Here is a 17254-nt window from a genome sequence, read left to right as displayed (position 1 = left end):
CCCACCCGCTTGATCGACCAATCCAAAAGTCTTGTCATGAAACCGTCATACTTCCGGGAAAGTTCCGCCACATCCACGGCAAACGCTGTAGGACATGCGCAGCGACACGGTGCGACCGGCGGCGCCGACGGTCGAGATCATCGTCACCGAGGAGCTTGACGCGGCATCGGTGCCCCGGGTTGCCGCGCTGCTGCAGGACGCGATGGCCATGCATCCGGGTCGGCTGCTGGTGGATCTGGCACAGTGTCCGTTCGTCGATGCGTCCGCGATCGGGATGCTTCTCGACGTGCACCGGCAGATGTGGTCCGAGGGTAGCCGGCTGACGCTGCGCGACCCCTCACCGCGGGTGCGCCGGACGCTGCACCTGGCGCGCGTCGACCACGTGCTGCATGTGGAGTGAGCGACGACGGGGGGACCGTTCATGACAGCATCGACAACCATCGACGGCACTGACTTCGGCCTGGCCTGTGACACCTGCGGGCAGACGGTCACCGGGCTGGGTGCGACCATGCACAACTGGGACCTGGTCTGGAGCCTCTTCAGCCGGCACGGCTGGACCGGCACCCGGCTCGCGACCGGCCCGCACAGCTGCGCCCGCTGTTCGCGGGTGCCCCTCGCCGCGGTCGCGGTCCCGGCGCCGCGTGGCGGCGAGTCGCTCGACGACGCCGGCGACGAGGCGATCGACGACGCGCGGGTCCGCCTCCGGGTCACGCGCGGCGTGCCCGTCGTCGAGCTCTCCGGCGACGTGGACGCGACCGCGGCGGGCGCGCTCCATGAGGCGCTCGTCACCGCCGGGCGCCGGCCGCCGCACGTGGTGATCGACCTCGCCCAGGCCAAGACGCTGGACTCCGTGGCGCTCGCCGAGCTGGTCACCGCCCGGCACCGCGCCGCACAGGCCGGCGGCCACGCCTGCCTCGCCGGCCTGCCCGGCCGCGTGAGCCGGATGCTGCACACGCTGTGCCTGCAGCACCTCTTCGTGGAGCTGCCCGACCGCGAGTCCGCCCTGGCCTGGCTGCGCGGCGACCCGCTGCCCCACCGGCCCGCGGCCGGCGCGACGCGGTAACGCCGCCGCTCTCCTTCGTTCAGCACCCCGTCGATCCTGTGTGACGGGCATTACACGACATGAAAAACCGGGGGCGGGGCTCGCGTCGTCTTGCTCGGTGTGGGACGAAGGGCCGGCCGCGGAGGTACTGCAGGACATGTACCTGGCGGTGTGACGCTCGGCCGGCAGCCAGGCGCACGCCTCGGCCGACGGCAGCGCGCTGGTCTGGTCGACGCGTTCCGCCGCCGGGCCAGGACCGGGCACCGGTCCGGCACACTCGTCTTCGACGGTCCCTCGATCGGGCCGGCGGGCCGCGCCGACTTCGACGGCGGCTACTTCCGGCCGCACCTGCTCGAGGCGGCACCTGCTCCTCACGGCGCCGTTGCTGCTGACGCGCGTTTCGCACCGCTCGCGGTCGTGCTGCGCAACACGGCGGGCCTGCCGGGCCTCGCCGCCCTGGGTGCCGCGCTGCTCGGCGCGTCCCGCTGACCTGGACCCTCATCACGGTCCCGTGGGGGAGCGGATCAGCAGCGTCGCCACGACCTCGTCGCCCCCCACGGTGCCGTACACGTGGGGGACGTCGGCCTGCCAGGAGATGTGGTCGCCCGGGCCGGCCAGTAGCGGGGCGTCCGCCGGGCCGGCCCGCAGCACGCCCTCGTAGACCGTCACGTGCTCCGTCACGCCCGGGGCGTGGGGCGGCGAGTGCTGCACCGCGCCGGGGCGGACCCGCATCCGCAGGAGCTCGAACGTCACCCCGGGCTCCTCGAATACCTCCAGCAGCGTCGCCGTCACCGCGGCGCCCCGCACGTCGGCGGCGTCCGCCGGTGGGGCGCCCGGGTCCAGGACGAGCGCTGTCAGCGGTACGCCCAAGGCTCCCGCCACCGCGTAGAGCGTCTCCAGCGTCGGGTTGCGGGTGCCCAGCTCCAGGCCGGACAGCGTCGCCTTGCCGATGCCGGCGCTGCGGGCCAGTGCCGACAGGGAGATCCCGCGCGACTCGCGCAACTGCCGCAGCCTGCTCCCGACGCTCGCCTCACGCCCTTCCACCCGGTCATCGTGACATTGCCATCAAGGGGTCGTGACGCTATGGTCCGTTCCGTAAACGGAACGACCGAGGCGGGGAGGACCAGGCATGCGGCTCCAGGCCGTCGTGGCCGGACTGGTCAGTGCGATCGTCGGCTACGCCAGCTCGTTCACCGTCGTGCTCGCTGGCCTGCGCGCCGTCGGCGCCACCCCGGCGCAGGCCGCGTCGGGACTGCTCGCCCTCTGCGTCGGCATCGCCGCCGTCGCTATCTTCCTCGGCCTGCGGTACCGCATGCCGATCAGCATCGCCTGGTCCACGCCCGGCGCCGCGCTGCTCGTCGCGACCGGCCCGGTCGCCGGCGGGTTCCCGGCGGCGGTCGGCGCGTTCATCGTCTGCGCCGCGCTCATCGTCCTCGCCGGCCTCTCGCCCTGGCTGGCCCGCGCGATCGCCGCCATCCCGCGCCCGATCGCCGGCGCGATGCTGGCGGGCGTCATCCTGAGCCTCTGCACCGCACCGGTCCGCGCCGTCGTCGACATCCCGCTCCTGGCGGTGCCGGTGATCCTGACGTGGGCGGTGCTGCAGCGGTACCGTCGGCAGTGGGCGGTCCCGGGCGCCCTCGTCGCGGCGATCGCCGGGATCGCGGTGCACGGCCCGGGCGGAGGCTTCTCCGGTGCGGCGCTGCGCCCGTCGGTCGAGCTGGTCACCCCGGCGCTGAACCCGTCGGTGGTGGTGAGCATCGCCGTGCCGCTGTTCCTCGTCACCATGGCCGCGCAGAACGTCCCCGGCATGGCCGTCATGGCCACCTACGGCTACACGCCGCCACTGCGCCCGGTCCTCGTCGCGACCGGCCTGGCGAGCGCGGCGGCGGCCCCGTTCGGCGGCCACGCCCTCAACCTGGCCGCGATCACGGCGGCGCTGACCGCCGGCCCGGACACTCACCCCGACCCGGGCCGCCGGTGGATCGCGACCGTGGCCCTGGGCGCCGGCCAGCTGACCCTGGGCCTCGGTGCGGGCCTGGCGATGGCGCTGGTGCTGTTGTCCCCACCGGTACTGGTCATCGCCGTCGCGGGGCTGGCACTGTTGTCCGCGCTCGGCTCGTCGCTGGCGAGCGCGGTGACGGAGCCGGAGGGCCGGGAGGCGGCCGTGGTGACGTTTGTCGTGACCGCCTCCGGCATGACGATCCTGGGCATCGGGTCGGCGTTCTGGGGCCTGGTCGCCGGCGGCCTCACGGCGCTGCTGCTGCACCGCCGGTCGAAGCCGGCGGCCCCGGCCGCCGCCGAGCAGCCGGGCCCGGTGGCGGCCACCCGGTAGCGCCAGCTCGACCCGGGAGGGCGGGCGCGGCTGTCGGGGCTGCCGTGGCCCGCCCGGCGGTCAGGCGTGCCGGGAGATGGTCTCGCGGCCGGCGCGTCTTGGAGTGCGCTCGGAGCGGGCGCCGGGCAATGGCCGCCGCGCTGGAGTTCACTTGCCACGCGGCGTCCGAATTCTGAGATGGCATCGGTGAATACCGATTGAATACTCCGCACTTTTCATGATCGCGAAGAGTTTGTGCTGCCCGGGCTGCCACAAGTCTTCGCGATCATGGAGATTCATCTACATTAAAGAGTGTCGATGCACCAAGATGTCTGAAATGTCGAATATGCTGCCGTCCTTCTGGCTGGAACGGTCATGGGGTTGGGCGGTCGGGATCAGGTCGGTTCGGATTGCCAGTCGGCTGCACCGGACCGACGGGGTCGCCGTGCTGCACGGACTGGTCGAGGTCGGCCATCGGTTCGACGCCGTGTTCTGCTTCAGAGGCCAGCCCGCCCTTGCGCGTTTCGGGTTGTCGGGGAAAGCGGGTGCTCGGCCGACCTCGTGGCCGAGCACTGGCTGGAAGTCCGTGGGAGCACGTCCGGTTGCGTGGAGAGCCGGGTCGGAGCGAGCAGGTTAGCGCGAGTGCGTCGGGCTGAGCAGGGTCGCGGGCGGGGTGCGTCAGGCTGGGCAGGGTCGCGGGCAGAAGTGCGTTGGGCTGAGCGGGGTTGCGGGTTGAGCTGGGTCGGGCCCTGCGTGCGTGGGTTCGCGAGAGTGCGTCCGGCTGGGCGGCGGTCGAACTCCGCGTGAACAGGGCACTCCCGGCTGGGCGGTCCGTGAGATCGAGAGCCGGCCTGCGGCGTGCGAGGTCGAGAGCTGGCCTGCGGCGTGCGAGGTCGAGAGCTGGCCTGCGTCCGTGTGGTCGAGGGTCGGTCTGCGGCGTGCGAGGTCGAGAGCTGGCCTGCGTCCGTGTGGTCGAGGGTCGGCCTGCGGCCTGTGAGGTCGAGAGTCGGCCCGCGAGGTCGGGGCCTCGCGGGCCTCGTGAGAACGTTTCGGACAAGTCCGGTATTTCCGCTGGAAGAACACATATCCTGTGCCCAGTGAACCGGGAACTGATCTTCAGCGTCGGCGATCTGCTCTGCGCATTGCCCCTGGACGACGTCGTCGAGACCATCCGGCCGCTGCCGGTGCAGTCTGTCGCCGGCAGCGCCGACGCGCTCCTCGGCGTCGCTGTCATCCGCGGGCTGGCCGTGCCGGTCGTCGATACCGCCCGCCTGCTCGGCGTCGACGCGCCACCCGCGCAGCGGTTCATCACCACGAACCCGGCCGGCGGGCCGCTCGCGTTCGCCGCCGGCGCCGTCGTCGGGGTCCGCGAGGTCGAGCCCGACGACAGCCGCCCGCTGCCCCCGATGCTCGGCGCCGACGCCGTGCGCCTGGTCTCCGCCGTCGGCGTCCTCGACTCCCGCCCGCTGCTGTTCGTCCGGAGCGACGGAGGCGTCCGTGCCGCCGCGTGAGACCGCCGTGCCGGGGCTGCCGATGCCGTCCGGGCGGGCCGCCGTGCCGGGGCTGCCGATGCCGCCTCGCGGGACCGCGGCGGCAGGGTCGCCGATGCCACCCGAGGAGGCCGCTGTGTCAGGGTTGCCGATGCCGTCCGGGCAGGTCGCTGTGCCGGGACCGCCGATGCCACCCGAGGAGGCCGCCGTGGAGGGGCTGCCGATGCCACCCCGCGAGACCGCGGCGGCAGGGTCGCCGACGCCGCCCCGGGAGGTCGCTGTGCCAGGGCTGCCGATGCCGTCCGGGCAGGCCGCCGTGGCGGGATCGCCGATGCCGTCCGGGGAGGCCGCCGTGGCAGGCCCGCCGGTGCCACACCGGGACGCCGCCGCGGCGGAGCCGCCCGAGACCGTCCGGCGGCTGCGCGGCCTGCTCGCCGAACGGCTCGGCCTCGCCTTCGACGGCAGCAAGGACGCCTGGCTCGCCGGCGTGCTCCGGCAGCGCGCCGCCCAGCATGCCCTGTCCGAACGAGGCTACCTCGACCGGCTCGCCACCGCCTGGGGCACCGAACTCGCCGCGCTCGCCGAGGCCGTAACCGTCAGCGAGACGTACTTCTTCCGCAACATCGAGCAGTTCAACGCCCTCGCCGAGACGGTGCTGCCGGCCCGGCTGCGCGCCCGCGCGGCCCAGCGCCGGCTCAGCATGCTGTCACTGGGCTGCGCCACGGGCGAGGAAGCGTACACGCTCGCCATGGTCGCCGCCGACCGGGTGCCGGAGTCGCGGTGGGAGCTGTTGATCGTCGGTGTCGACGTCAACCGGGGCGCGTTGCGCAATGCGATGGCCGGACGGTACTCGTCGTGGTCGCTGCGCGAGACGCCCGAGGCGGCCCGGCAGCGCTGGTTCCACCCGGCCGGCGACGGTGTCGAGGTCGACCCGCGGCTGCGGAGCCGCATCCGCTTCGTCGAGCACAACCTCGTCCACGACCACCCGGCCCTGTTCGCGCCGGACACCTACGACGTCGTCCTCTGTCGCAACGTGCTCATGTACCTCACCCCGGACGCCGCGAAGGCGCTCCTCGGCCGGATCACGCGGGCGCTCGCCCCGGGCGGCTACCTGTTCCTGGGCCACACCGACTCGCTCGGCGGGCGCCCCGACGGCCTGCGGGTGCACCAGTCGCACCGCACGTTCTTCTACGAACGCGTCCCGCAGACCGGTGCCGGGGCACGGCAGGCCATGACCCGGGCGGCGCCGGCCCGGCGGCACCGGGAGGCGGCGCTGACGCTGCTGCGCGAGGAGCGGTTCGGCGAGGCGTTGCAGGCCGTCGACGCGGTGACCGGCGCCGAGGCGGACCGGCCCGACGTGTGGCTGATCCGCGCCGCGGCCCTGGCGCACCTCGGCGAGACGGGCCGGGCCGCCGAGCTCTGCCGCCGGCTGCTGGAGCGCGACACGCTGTTCGCGGACGCGCACCACCTGCTCGCCGAGTGCCACGAGGGCGACGACGACCACGCCGCGGCCGCGGAGCACCACCGCATCGCCGCGCTGCTCGACCCGGCGTTCGCGATGCCGCGGCTGCGGCTGGGACTGCTCGCCCGCCGCCGCGGCGACCGCGCGGCCGCCGGGCGGGAACTGGACCGGGCGATGGACCTGCTGCGGCACGAGACCGACGAGCGCATCGCGCTGTTCGGCGGCGGCTTCGGCCGTGCCGCCCTCGTCGCCCTGTGCCGCGCCGAGCTGGCCGCGGTGTCATGAGCGCCGACGTTCTCGCCACCCGGCTGGCCGACCTGCGGGAGGCGTTCGACCGGTCGTTCGCCGACCCGCCGCGGCAGGAGGTCGCCGGATACGACGACCTGCTCGCGATCCGGGTCGGCATCCAGCGGTACGCGCTGCGCCTCACCGAGTCGGCCGGCCTCTTCCAGGACCGGCCGGTGACCCGGCTGCCCGGGCCGCTGCCGGCGCTGCTCGGGGTGGCGGGGTTCCGCGGCGCCGTCGTGCCCGTGTACGACCTCGCCGCCGTGTTCGGGCAGCCCGCCGCCGGCGCACCCGCACGGCGCTGGCTGGTGCTGGTGACCGGCACCCCACCGGTCGCCCTGGCCTTCGACGAGCTCGAGGGGCACCTACGCGTGCCGCACGAACAGATCGTCGAGGAGGCGACCGGTCACGGCCCGCGCGGCTGCCTGCGCGGCATCGTCCCGCTCGACGGCGGCGCCAGGCCGATCGTCGACATCGCCGCCGTCCGTGCGGCCATCCAGTCGTTCGCAGCGAACGGGGACCGATAGACATGCCACGACAATGGACCTTCGGCCAGAAGCTGGGCGCCGGCTTCGCCGTCACGGTGCTGCTGACCCTGCTCACCGGCGCCGTGTCGACCCTCGCGCTCAACACGGTCGTGGACGGCAAGGACCGCGTCATCGGCGTCGGCCTGGAGGGGCTCGCCCAGGCGCGGGAGCTGCGCATCGCCGTCGAGTCGAAGAACAGCGCCTTCCGGGGCTTCCTGCTCAGCGGCAACGAGGACAACCTCACGCAGATGAACCAGGCGCGCGCCGACTTCGCCGCCGCGGTGCAGCGCCTGCGTGCCGTCGTCTCCGGCAATGAGGAGCGCCTGCTCGTCGACCGGGCCGTGCAGGCCGAGCAGCAGCACCAGGCATCGCTCGACGCCATCATCGCGGCGCGCCGCGGCGGCGCGACGATCGAGGCGATCGGCGACCGGTTCCGCGACGTCGTCACCCCGCTGCGCGAGGCGATGACGAAGACGGTCGCCGACCTGAACGTGCTGCTGGAACGTGACGTCCGCGCCGGGCAGCGGTCCAGCTCGTCCCGTGCCACGACGGCGAAGGTCATCGTCACGGGCATCTCGGTCGCCGCGATCGTCTTCGGGGTGACGACCGCGTTCATACTCCGGCGGGCGCTCACCCGGCAGGTCGCCGGCACCGTCGGGCACATCCGCAGCTCGTCGGCGCAGCTGGAGGCGTCCGCCGGCCAGCAGGCGACCGGCGCGCGCGAGCAGGCCACCGCGATGAGCGAGATCACCACGACGATCGAGGAGCTGCTCATCACCTCGCGGCAGATCGCCGAGGGCGCGCAGCGGGTCGCGAAGATCGCCGAGGAGACCGCGGCGGCGGCCGGCTCCGGCGACGCCACCATCGAGGAGGCCCGCGCGTCGATCACGGCGATCCGCCAGCAGGTCGATCTCATCGTGCAGCACATGCTGGAGCTCGGGCAGCGATCGCAGCAGATCGGCGGCGTCGTCGACCTCGTGTCGGAACTCGCCGAGCAGACCAACATCCTGGCCATCAACGCGACCATCGAGGCGTCCGGCGCCGGCGAGTGGGGCCGCCGCTTCGCGGTCGTCGCCGACGAGATCCGCAAGCTTGCCGACCGTACCGCCGCCTCGGCCAAGGAGATCCGGGCGCTCATCGACGACGTCCGGGGCGCGGTCAACACGACGGTGATGGCGACCGAGACCGGCGCGAAGGCCGTCGACGCCGGCACCCGGCAGTTCAACGCGGTCACGGCGTCGTTCCAGCAGATCGCCGACCTGGTGGCGAGCACCACCGAGTCGGCGCGGGAGATCGAGCTGTCGACCAAGCAGCAGACCACCGCCGTCGAACAGGTCAACGTCGCGGTCACCGACACCGCCCGGGTCACGCAGGATAGCGAGACGAGCGCGGTGCAGACCCGCCAGACCGCCGCGCACCTCACCGGGCTGTCCACCTCCCTGCTGCGCCTCGTCACGGCGGACACCGAGACATGACCGAGGAGAAGGACCCGCTGCGGTACTTCCGGATCGAGTCCCGCGAACTGCTGGACCAGATCAGCCGCGGCGTCCTCGACCTGCAGGGCGGCGACCCGGACGGCACGGGCCGAGAGGCGGTGGCGGCGCTGCTGCGGCACGCGCACACGCTCAAGGGCGCGGCCCGGGTCGTGCGGCAGCCCGGCATCGCCGAGGCCGCGCACGCCCTGGAGGAGATCCTGGTGCCGCACCGCGACGGCGGCGGCCCGGTGCCGCCGGACGCCGTTGCCCGCCTGCTGGCCCTGACCGACGAGATCACGACCCACGTCGACGCGCTCGAACCGGCCCGGTCGGCGGCAGCGGCCGTGGTGTCCGCCGAGCCGATGCCGGTCCGGGCGGAGGGCGCCGATGTCGACGAGCTCCTCGAGGCCGTGGACGAGGCGCATGCCCGGTTCGCTCCGCTGCGCCGGCAGGCCGTGACCGTCGAGCGGGCCCGCCGGGCCGCCGAGGGCATCACGGAGCAGCTGCGCGCCTACGGTCGTGAGCGGACGATGGCGCTGGCCGTACGGCTCGCCGCCGACCTCACGGCACTCGGCAGGCAGCTCACCGAGACCGTGGAGCAGGTCGAGCGGGAGCTCGACGACATCCGCGGCCGGGCCGAGCGGCTGCGGCTGGTGCCGGCCGCCACGATCCTCACCTCGCTGCACCGGGCCGTCTACGACGCCGCCAGCACCGAGGGCAAGTCCGTCGTGTTCGAGAGCCGCGGCGGGGACCTGCGGCTCGACCCGCACGTGCTCAGCCAGGCCGGCAACGCGCTGCTGCACGTCGTGCGCAACGCCGTCTCGCACGGCGTGGAACCCGAGGCGGAGCGGCTCGCCGCCGGCAAGCCGGCACAGGCGCGGGTGATCGTCGACGTGCACCGCCGGGGGCGGTACGCGGCCTTCCGGTGCCGCGACGACGGCCGCGGCTTCGACCTCGCCGCGGTCCGCCGCCAGGCGGAGCGGCGCGGGCTGGTCGCCGGTGGCGCGGAGGCCGACGTCCGGGAGCTCATGCGCCTGCTGATGCAGGGCGGGATCAGCACGTCGGCGACGGTCACCGGGGTCTCCGGCCGGGGCATCGGCCTCGACGTGGTGCGCGACGTCGCCGAGCAGCTCGGCGGCGAGGTGTCGGTGGACACCGAGCCCGGGCGCGGCACGTCGGTCGAGCTGGTCGTGCCGCTGTCGCTCGTGTCGCTCACGGGGCTCGTCGTGCTGGCCGCCGGTACCGTCGCCGCGGTTCCTCTCGACACGGTCCGCACGTGCGTGCTGCTGCCGGCGGCGGAGGCCGCGACGGCCGCCGCGGCCGGTGCGCTGGCCCACGACGGGCACGTGGTCCCGTTCCTGCCGCTGGCGCGGGTCCTCGCCGGCGGGACCGGCCTGACGGGTAACGGGGTCGTGGTGATCCTGTCGCCGGGAGGCCACCCGGTCGCCGTCGGCGTCGACCGGCTGCTCGGCACGTCGACGCTCGTCGTGCGGCCGCTGCCCGAGCTGGCCCCGGCGAGCCCGGTGGTCAGCGGGCTGTCGATGGACGCGGAGGGCAACCCGCGGATCGTGCTCGACCCGCACGGGCTCGCCGCCGCGGCCGGGGCCGCCGACCCCGGCGTCACCGAGCCGGCAGGCGCGCCGCCGCCGCGCGACCCGATCCTCATCGTCGACGACTCCCTCACCACCCGGATGCTGGAGCGCAGCATCCTGGAGTCGGCCGGCTACACCGTCGAGCTCGCCGCGTCGGGGGAGGAGGCGCTCGAACGGGCCCGCCACCGGCGGTACGCACTGTTCCTCGTCGACATCGACATGCCGGGCATCGACGGGTTCACCTTCGTCGAGCAGACCCGCGCCGACCCGGCGCAGCGGGACGTGCCCGCGATCCTGGTCAGCTCCCGCGCCTCCGCCGAGGACCGGCGCCGGGGTGCCGCGGCGGGCGCCGGCGCGTACATGGTGAAGAGCGAATTCGACCAGGAGGAGCTGCTCGACCACATCCGCGCCCTGGCGGGTGACCCGTGATCCGGGTGCTGATCGTCGAGGACTCCGCCACGGTACGGCAGTTCCTGCGCGAGGCGCTGACCGCCGCCGACGGGTTCGAGATCGTCGGCGAGGCGACCGACGGCGCGGCGGCGGTCTCGATGTGCCGGGACCTGCGCCCCGACGTCGTCACGATGGACGTGGGCCTGCCGGTGATGTCCGGGCTCGCCGCCACCGAGCAGATCATGGCCGTCCAGCCGACGCCGATCCTGGTGGTGTCCTCCGCCGACCGCCGGGAGCTGTTCACGACGTACGACGCCCTCGCCGCGGGCGCGGTCGACGTGCTGGAGAAGCCGCGTGGCGACGCCTCCGACGACACCTGGGGGCAGCGGCTGCGCACCACCGCCCGGATCGTCTCCCGGATCCGCGTGGTCACCAGGCGGCGCTCCGGGCCGGTCGCGCCCGCTCCGGAGCCAGCGCCGGGCGGTGCCACGGCCCGCGCCGTCGTGATCGGCGCCTCGACCGGCGGGCCCGGCGCGATCGTCCGGGTGCTGCGCGGCCTGCCCGCGGGCTTCCCGATCCCGCTGCTGTACGTGCAGCACCTGGCCGCCAACGAGACGTTCGCGCAAGCGTTCACCGGCTGGCTCGCCGAGCAGACCGGCCACGCCGTCACCTACGCCCGCGGCGGCGAGGCGCTGCCGGCACTCGGCGGGCGGGTTGTGATGGCACCGCCGGACCTGCACCTGTACGTCCGCGACGGTCACCTCCGGCTCAGCGCCGGCCCGGCGCGGCACTCGTGCCGCCCGGCCGTCGACACGCTCTTCGAGTCGGTGGCCACGGAGCTCGGCCGCGCCGCCGTCGGCTGCCTGCTGACCGGCATGGGCCGCGACGGCGCCGCCGGCCTGCTCGCGATGCGCCGGGCCGGCGCCGTCACGTACGCGCAGGACGAGGCCAGCAGTGTCGTCTACGGCATGCCCAAGGAGGCGGTGCTGCTCGGGGCGGCCGCGGAGGTGCTGCCGCCGGAGCAGATCGCGGAACGGCTGACCGGCCTGACACAGGCCGGTCGCCCGCTGGAGGAGGGGATCGGATGGCGAGCACGGTCCTGATCGTCGACGACAGCCTCACCGTCCGCATGGACCTGCACGAGGCGTTCGAGCAGGAGGGCTTCCGCACGGTCCTGTGCGCCGGCCACGCCGAGGCGCTCGCCGCGCTCGACCGCGAACAGTTCGACGTCGCGGTCCTCGACGTGCGGCTGCCCGACGGTGACGGCCTCGATCTGCTGCGCCGCCTGCGCGACCACCACCGGCACGCCGACGTGGCGGTCCTGCTGCTGTCCAGCGAGGCCGAGGTCCACGACCGGCTGCGCGGACTGCGCACCGGCGCCGACGAATACGTCGGCAAGCCGTACGACGCCGGCGCCGTCGTCGCCCGCAGCCGCGAGCTGCTGCACGCCACCGCGCCGCCCGGCGACGCGCAGCGGTCGGTCCTCGTCATCGACGACAGCCTCACGTTCCGCGAGGAACTGCGCCGGGCGCTCACCGCGGAGGGCTACGAGGTGTTCACCGCCGCCAGCGGCGAGGAGGGCCTGCGGGTCGCCGCGGCCCGCCCGCCCGGCGCGATCATCGTCGACGGCGTGCTGCCCGGCATCGACGGCGCCACCGTCATCCGGCGGGTCCGGCTCGACGCCGCCCTGCGCAACGTGCCGTGCCTGCTGCTGACCGCCTCCGACGACTACACCACCGAGCTGCAGATCCTCGACGCCGGCGCCGACGCCTTCGTGCGCAAGCAGGAAGACCTGGCAGTCGTACTGGCGAAGCTCGCGGCCGTGCTGCGCAAGAGCGCCTCGGCCCTGCCGCTGCCCACGGCGGGGTCCCCGCTCGGGCCGGCGAAGGTGCTCCTCGTGGACGCCGACAGCGCGTACCTGGAGGCGATGAGCGGCCTGCTGCACGAGGACGGCTATGAGCCCGTCCTGGCGCGCTGCGCCGACGACGCTCTCGCCATGCTCGCCGTGCAGCCGGCCGACTGCACCGTCATCGACCTGCACCTGCCGGAGATCGACGGCCGCGAGCTGTGCGACCGGATCCGGTCCGTGCCCGGGCTGCGCGACATGCCGGTCATCGTCGTCGGCGTCGAGGACGCCCTGCTCGACTGCCTGGCCGCCGGCGCCGACGACTACGTCCGGCGCGCCGAAGGCGCCGGCACCCTGCGCGCCCACATCCGCGCCCACCTGCGCCGCCAGCAGCTGCACGACGAGAACCGCCGGATCCGCGACGAGCTGCTGCGCCGGGAGATGGAGGCGGCCGAGGAGCGCGCGGCGCGCAAGTACGCCGAGGCCCGCGCGCAGCTCGTGGAGGAGCTGGAGTGGCGCAACAAGGAGCTGGAGGCGTTCAGCGGCTCCGTCTCCCACGACCTGCGCTCACCGTTGCAGACCATCCTCAGCTACACCGAGCTGGTCATCCCGGAGGTCGACCCCGAGTCGGCGGAGCAGCTGTGGCGCGTCCACGCCGCGGCGCAGCGGATGAACGCGCTCGTCGACGCGCTGCTGCAGCTGGCACGTGCCAACCGCGGCCAGATCCGGCGCACCCGGGTCGACGTCACGGCGCTGGCCGAGGAGGTGGTGGAGGAGCTGCGCCATCGTGACCAGGTCCGCGAGGTCGCGGTCACGGTGACCCCGGGCATGCTGGCCCCCTGCGACCCCGAACTCGTCCGCGCGGTGCTGGTCAACCTGGTCGGCAACGCGTGGAAGTTCACCACCCGCACACCGGACCCGGCGATCGACATCGGCACCGCGCCGGCCGGCGGCGAGGTGGCGTTCTACGTCCGTGACAACGGCGCCGGCTTCCCCGCCGACCAGGCCGACCAGCTGTTCCGCCCGTTCGGCCGGCTGCACGACAGCCGCGACTATCCGGGCACCGGCATCGGCCTGACCACGGTGCAGCGCATCATCGACCGCCACGGCGGCAGGGTCTGGGCCGAGAGCGAGCCCGGCCGCGGCGCGACGTTCGCCTTCACGCTTCCGGAGCCGTAGCCGCGGGCGGTGCGCGGCCCGACGGCGGGCGCACAGCCGCTGCTCCAGGGGGCGTATAGGGTCGGGGCCATGGAGACCCGGCACCGCCCCGCGGCGCGCATCGTCTGCCTCGACCCGGCCGGGCGCGTCCTGCTGCTGCACTGGCAGGACCCGTCCGACGGCTCGTGGCTGTGGGAGCCGCCCGGCGGCGGCATCGACCCGGGCGAGACGCCGCTGGACGCCGCGCGCCGGGAACTGGTCGAGGAGACCGGCCTCGACCCGGCCGCCGTCGAGGACCGCTGGGTCCCGGTCGAGCGGGACGTCCGCTGGAACGGCAAGCGGTTCGTGGGGGAGGAGCAGTTCTTCCTGGCCCGGTTCGCGGCCGACCGCCCGGCCCTGGTCCGCACCGGCCTCCTGCCGGACGAGCAGGTCAACCTCCACGACCACGTCTGGGCCGGCCCGGAGGAGCTGGCCGCCCTGACCGACCGCCTCGAGCCACCGGCGCTCGCCGCGGTCATCGCGGAGCTGGCCCCCGGCAGCGTCTGGTCGCGTTCGTAGCGGCCGCGTCCGCGTTCGATGTGGGCTGCGCCACCCGCTGTCACACTCGCCCGCCGGGCCGGGTCAGGTCGGTGAAGCCACGAACGGTGGCCGAACCGACCGGGAGCCGGGCTCCCGGTCCGAGACGAAGGCGGAGCATCATGAGCGCACCCATCCTGGTCACCGGCGGCACCGGCACGCTGGGGCGCCTGGTCGTCCCGCTGCTGCGCGAGGCCGGCCACCCGGTCCGCGTGCTCAGCCGTCGCGGTGGGCAGCCGGCGCCCGGCGTCGAGCACGTCACCGCCGACCTGCTCACCGGTGAGGGCGTCGAGCAGGCCGCCCGCGGCGCAGGCGTCGTCATGCACCTGGCCGGCGGACCCAAGGGCGACGAGCAGGCCACCCGCAACCTGGTCCGCGCCGCCCAGCGGGCCGAGGCGCGGCACCTGGTCCACATCTCGGTGATCGGCGCCGACCGGGTTCCGCTCGCGTGGCTGCGGTCGAAGCTCGCCGCCGAGGAGGCGGTCGCCGGTTCCGGCCTGCCCTGGACGACGCTGCGGGCGGCGCAGTTCCACGACCTGGCCCTGACCATGGTGCGGCAGCTGGCGAAGCTGCCGGTGGTGCCGGTGCCGAACGGGCTGCGCCTCCAGCCCGTCGACGCCCGCGAGGTCGCGGCCCGGCTCGTCGAGTTGGCGCTGGGCGCACCGGCCGGCCTGGTGCCCGACATGGCCGGCCCCGGGGTCTACGGGATCGCCGACCTGGCGCGCACCTACCTCCACGCGTTCGGCAAGCACCGCCTGCTGATGCCGGTGCCCCTGCCCGGCAAGGCGGGCCGGGCGTACCGCTCCGGCGGCAACCTCACCCTCGACGGCGCCACGACCGGCAAGCGGACCTGGGAGTCGTTCCTGGCCGAGAAGACCGCGGCCCCGGCCGGCGCCGCCGCCTGACCGGGGCGGCGGCGGTGACCGGCGGCGAGACCCGCGTCGGCGAGGACGAGTCCGCCCGCCTCGCCGACGCGTTCCTCGCCGAACTCGGGCGCAGGTTCCTGCCCGCCGGGCGGGCCTACGCGTCGCGGGTGGTGTCACCCCCGCCGGTGTGCTCCTTTGCGGCGTCGACACCCTTGGCTATCTGGTCGGAGTACTTGCCTCCGGTGCGCTTGTCAGCCTCCTCGCCGATCTTCTCCAACGCCTGGTCCACCTTGTCGTCGTGCTTGTCGGCGAGGTCTTTCACCTTGTCGAAGAAGCTGTTCATCCCGATACCGTACCTGCCGGCCCGGCCGCGACGCCGAAGAAGTCACCCCCTTTGCGCTTCGTGTCGTCCGTGCCCCACGCCCGGTCCTCCGCGGTCACCTTCCGCAGATGGGGAATGTGCTTGGCACAGTGGATGTACGCCTCCTCGACGAACACGTTGACCCAGCGCTCCGGGCGGCGTCCGGGGACGGTGTCGACCGGCAGGTCGGGGAACGCCGCGCGCATCTCGGCGTCGTCCGTGACGGTTGCGTGGCCGTTGACGTGCAGGCCGATCCGGTCCCGGACGAAGTCGACGAAGATGAGCCCGACGTTGGGGTTCTCGACGATGTTGCCGACGCTCGCCATGACCCCGTTGCCGCGGTACTCCGGCCAGGCCACCCGCTCGCTCGACAACACCCGCACGAACCCGGGCGGCCCGGCCCGGAACGTGCAGTCGCAGTGCCCGAGCGCGTCCGCGGTCGCGACGAACATCATCTCCTGCCGCCCGACGAACTCCGCCATGGTGTCGTTGAGCGCGGGCAGGACCTGCTGCCGGTAGAACCGCTCGGCCCGCTCCACGGTCCCGGCCCGCGCCTGCATCAGGCGTTCGCCCGCCGACCCCGGCAGATGTACTTCACGTGTCCCCACGCCGCCTCCCCACGCACAAGAGAGCCCAGGCTGACACGCACCCGGCGGACACGTGTCGCACACGCTGTGCGGTCCCGGCCCGCCCCACGACGAAACCGCCGGCGGAAAATGTCGGTCGGTCCGTCTAGGGTGGCCGGCATGAACGGGGCACAGCTTCCGGAGGCGGTCCGGGCGAAGGCGGTCGTGGCCGGGGCGCACGACTGGTTACGGGCACTGCCCGACCTCGTCGCCGGCCTTTCGGCGGACTGGGGCCTGCGCGTGGGGCGGGTCTTTCCCGACGCGACCGAGGCGTTCGTCGCGGAGGTCGTGCGGGACGACGGCACGCCCGCCGTGCTCAAGCTGCTGACACCGCGCGCCGGCGGCCACGCCGGCAACGAGATCACCGTGTTGCGCCTCGCCGCCGGCGACGGGTGCGCCCGCCTGCTCGAGCACGACGTCCGGCGCGACGCGCTGCTGCTGGAGAAGCTCGGCCCGCAGCTGCGCGAGCTGGGCCTGCCCGTCCACCGCCGGCACGAGATCCTGTGCGACGTGGCGGCCCGGGTCTGGCGGCCGGCGCCGGACGCCGGGCTGCCGACCGGGCGCGAGAAGGGCCGGTGGCTGGTCGAGTTCATCACCGCCCGATGGGAGCGGCTCGACCGGCCGTGTGCCGAGCGGACCGTCGAGCACGCCCTGCGGTGCGCCGAGCGGCGGATCGCGGCCCACGACGACGAGCGCGCGGTGCTCGTCCACGGCGACGTCCACGAGTGGAACACGTTGCGCGCCGGCGACGGCTTCAAGCTGGTCGACCCCGACGGGCTGCTGGCCGAGGCGGAGTATGACCTGGGTGTCATCATGCGCGAGGACCCGGCCGACCTGATGGCCGGCGATCCGCGCGAGCGCTCCAGACGGCTGGCCGCCCGCACCGGCCGCTCGGAGCCCGCGATCTGGGAGTGGGGCGTCGTCGAGCGCGTCTCGACCGGCCTGCTGCTGACCGAGATCGGCGTGCAGCCGGTCGGGCGGGAGATGCTCGCCGCCGCGGACCTCATCGCCGGGTCAGCAGCACCCGCGCGGTGAGGTTGCGGGTCCTGATGCCCAGGCGGGTCTTCGGGACGATGAGGGCGGCGGCGTGGTTGGCGAAACGCTGCTTCGGCTCGGTGCGGGCGCGGTGCTCGAAGTCCCGGGCGGCGAGCCCCGGCGCTGACCGTCCCACACGCATGACAGATGTCATGGGGGTGCGGGTGACGCGACACAGCGGTATCGATGCCCCGATCCCGCGATGCTTCTGG

The 17254-nt window shown here is 74.2% G+C and carries 18 protein-coding genes; 14 read left to right on the top strand and 4 right to left on the bottom strand.

Features of this window, described 5'->3' with window-relative positions:
- Window positions 1-94 precede the first annotated feature (94 nt).
- The 3 genes from Dfulv_RS26760 (at window position 95) to Dfulv_RS26750 (ending at window position 1531) form a co-directional block, all read left to right on the top strand.
- On the top strand, window positions 95-400 hold the full coding sequence (locus Dfulv_RS26760; RefSeq protein ID WP_259856156.1) for an STAS domain-containing protein: 306 nt from the start codon (window positions 95-97) through the stop codon (window positions 398-400).
- A gap of 21 nt (window positions 401-421) precedes the next feature.
- Complete coding sequence (locus Dfulv_RS26755; RefSeq protein WP_259856155.1) at window positions 422-1063, top strand: STAS domain-containing protein; 642 nt, start codon at window positions 422-424, stop codon at window positions 1061-1063.
- Between the two features lie 150 nt (window positions 1064-1213).
- On the top strand, window positions 1214-1531 hold the full coding sequence (locus Dfulv_RS26750; RefSeq protein ID WP_259856154.1) for a hypothetical protein: 318 nt from the start codon (window positions 1214-1216) through the stop codon (window positions 1529-1531).
- A 12-nt stretch (window positions 1532-1543) separates the two neighbouring features.
- On the opposite strand, the gene Dfulv_RS26745 is transcribed toward Dfulv_RS26750, so the two are convergent.
- A complete protein-coding gene (locus tag Dfulv_RS26745; RefSeq protein ID WP_259856153.1) occupies window positions 1544-2086 on the bottom strand; it encodes a helix-turn-helix domain-containing protein in 543 nt (180 codons plus the stop codon).
- 85 nt (window positions 2087-2171) lie between these two features.
- Between Dfulv_RS26745 and Dfulv_RS26740 the strand changes: the two genes are divergently transcribed.
- The 10 genes from Dfulv_RS26740 to Dfulv_RS26695 all read left to right on the top strand — a co-directional run bounded on the left by Dfulv_RS26740 (window position 2172) and on the right by Dfulv_RS26695 (window position 15059).
- Window positions 2172-3374, top strand: a complete 1203-nt coding sequence (locus Dfulv_RS26740) for a benzoate/H(+) symporter BenE family transporter (protein ID WP_259856152.1) — start codon at window positions 2172-2174, stop codon at window positions 3372-3374.
- Between the two features lie 1076 nt (window positions 3375-4450).
- On the top strand, window positions 4451-4864 hold the full coding sequence (locus Dfulv_RS26735) for a chemotaxis protein CheW (RefSeq protein WP_259856151.1): 414 nt from the start codon (window positions 4451-4453) through the stop codon (window positions 4862-4864).
- Window positions 4851-6590 carry a CheR family methyltransferase gene (locus Dfulv_RS26730; protein WP_259856148.1) on the top strand — a complete coding sequence of 580 codons (1740 nt, stop codon included), beginning with the start codon at window positions 4851-4853 and terminating at the stop codon, window positions 6588-6590. The genes Dfulv_RS26735 and Dfulv_RS26730 overlap by 14 nt, the downstream gene beginning before the upstream one ends.
- On the top strand, window positions 6587-7117 hold the full coding sequence (locus tag Dfulv_RS26725; protein ID WP_259856146.1) for a chemotaxis protein CheW: 531 nt from the start codon (window positions 6587-6589) through the stop codon (window positions 7115-7117). Before Dfulv_RS26730 ends, Dfulv_RS26725 begins: the two co-directional genes overlap by 4 nt.
- A 2-nt stretch (window positions 7118-7119) precedes the next feature.
- On the top strand, window positions 7120-8592 hold the full coding sequence (locus tag Dfulv_RS26720) for a HAMP domain-containing methyl-accepting chemotaxis protein (RefSeq protein WP_259856144.1): 1473 nt from the start codon (window positions 7120-7122) through the stop codon (window positions 8590-8592).
- On the top strand, window positions 8589-10613 hold the full coding sequence (locus tag Dfulv_RS26715) for a hybrid sensor histidine kinase/response regulator (RefSeq protein ID WP_259856142.1): 2025 nt from the start codon (window positions 8589-8591) through the stop codon (window positions 10611-10613). The genes Dfulv_RS26720 and Dfulv_RS26715 overlap by 4 nt, the downstream gene beginning before the upstream one ends.
- Window positions 10610-11677, top strand: a complete 1068-nt coding sequence (gene cheB / locus Dfulv_RS26710) for a chemotaxis-specific protein-glutamate methyltransferase CheB (RefSeq protein ID WP_259856140.1) — start codon at window positions 10610-10612, stop codon at window positions 11675-11677. The genes Dfulv_RS26715 and cheB overlap by 4 nt, the downstream gene beginning before the upstream one ends.
- On the top strand, window positions 11659-13599 hold the full coding sequence (locus Dfulv_RS26705; protein WP_259856138.1) for a response regulator: 1941 nt from the start codon (window positions 11659-11661) through the stop codon (window positions 13597-13599). Before cheB ends, Dfulv_RS26705 begins: the two co-directional genes overlap by 19 nt.
- Window positions 13600-13668: 69 nt before the next feature.
- Complete coding sequence (locus Dfulv_RS26700) at window positions 13669-14136, top strand: NUDIX hydrolase (RefSeq protein WP_259856136.1); 468 nt, start codon at window positions 13669-13671, stop codon at window positions 14134-14136.
- Window positions 14137-14276: 140 nt separating this feature from the next.
- Window positions 14277-15059 (top strand): SDR family oxidoreductase, encoded by a 783-nt coding sequence (locus Dfulv_RS26695; RefSeq protein WP_259856135.1) that lies wholly within the window; start codon window positions 14277-14279, stop codon window positions 15057-15059.
- A 115-nt stretch (window positions 15060-15174) separates the two neighbouring features.
- On the opposite strand, the gene Dfulv_RS26690 is transcribed toward Dfulv_RS26695, so the two are convergent.
- On the bottom strand, window positions 15175-15363 hold the full coding sequence (locus tag Dfulv_RS26690; protein WP_259856134.1) for an antitoxin: 189 nt from the start codon (window positions 15361-15363) through the stop codon (window positions 15175-15177).
- Window positions 15360-15989 (bottom strand): pyridoxamine 5'-phosphate oxidase family protein, encoded by a 630-nt coding sequence (locus tag Dfulv_RS26685; RefSeq protein WP_259856133.1) that lies wholly within the window; start codon window positions 15987-15989, stop codon window positions 15360-15362. The genes Dfulv_RS26690 and Dfulv_RS26685 overlap by 4 nt, the downstream gene beginning before the upstream one ends.
- 138 nt (window positions 15990-16127) lie before the next feature.
- On the opposite strand from Dfulv_RS26685, the gene Dfulv_RS26680 reads away from it, so the two are divergent.
- On the top strand, window positions 16128-17042 hold the full coding sequence (locus tag Dfulv_RS26680) for an aminoglycoside phosphotransferase family protein (protein WP_259856132.1): 915 nt from the start codon (window positions 16128-16130) through the stop codon (window positions 17040-17042).
- Here Dfulv_RS26680 and Dfulv_RS26675 read toward each other — a convergent pair.
- Complete coding sequence (locus tag Dfulv_RS26675; protein ID WP_259856131.1) at window positions 17011-17184, bottom strand: hypothetical protein; 174 nt, start codon at window positions 17182-17184, stop codon at window positions 17011-17013. The genes Dfulv_RS26680 and Dfulv_RS26675 overlap by 32 nt on opposite strands.
- Window positions 17185-17254 lie beyond the last annotated feature (70 nt).

Origin of the sequence: Dactylosporangium fulvum (assembly GCF_025137375.1) — a bacterium.
GTDB classification, from domain to species: Bacteria; Actinomycetota; Actinomycetes; order Mycobacteriales; family Micromonosporaceae; genus Dactylosporangium; species Dactylosporangium fulvum.
The sequence above is the reverse complement of the archived record's forward strand: the minus strand, read 5'-3'. Positions and strand labels throughout refer to the sequence as shown.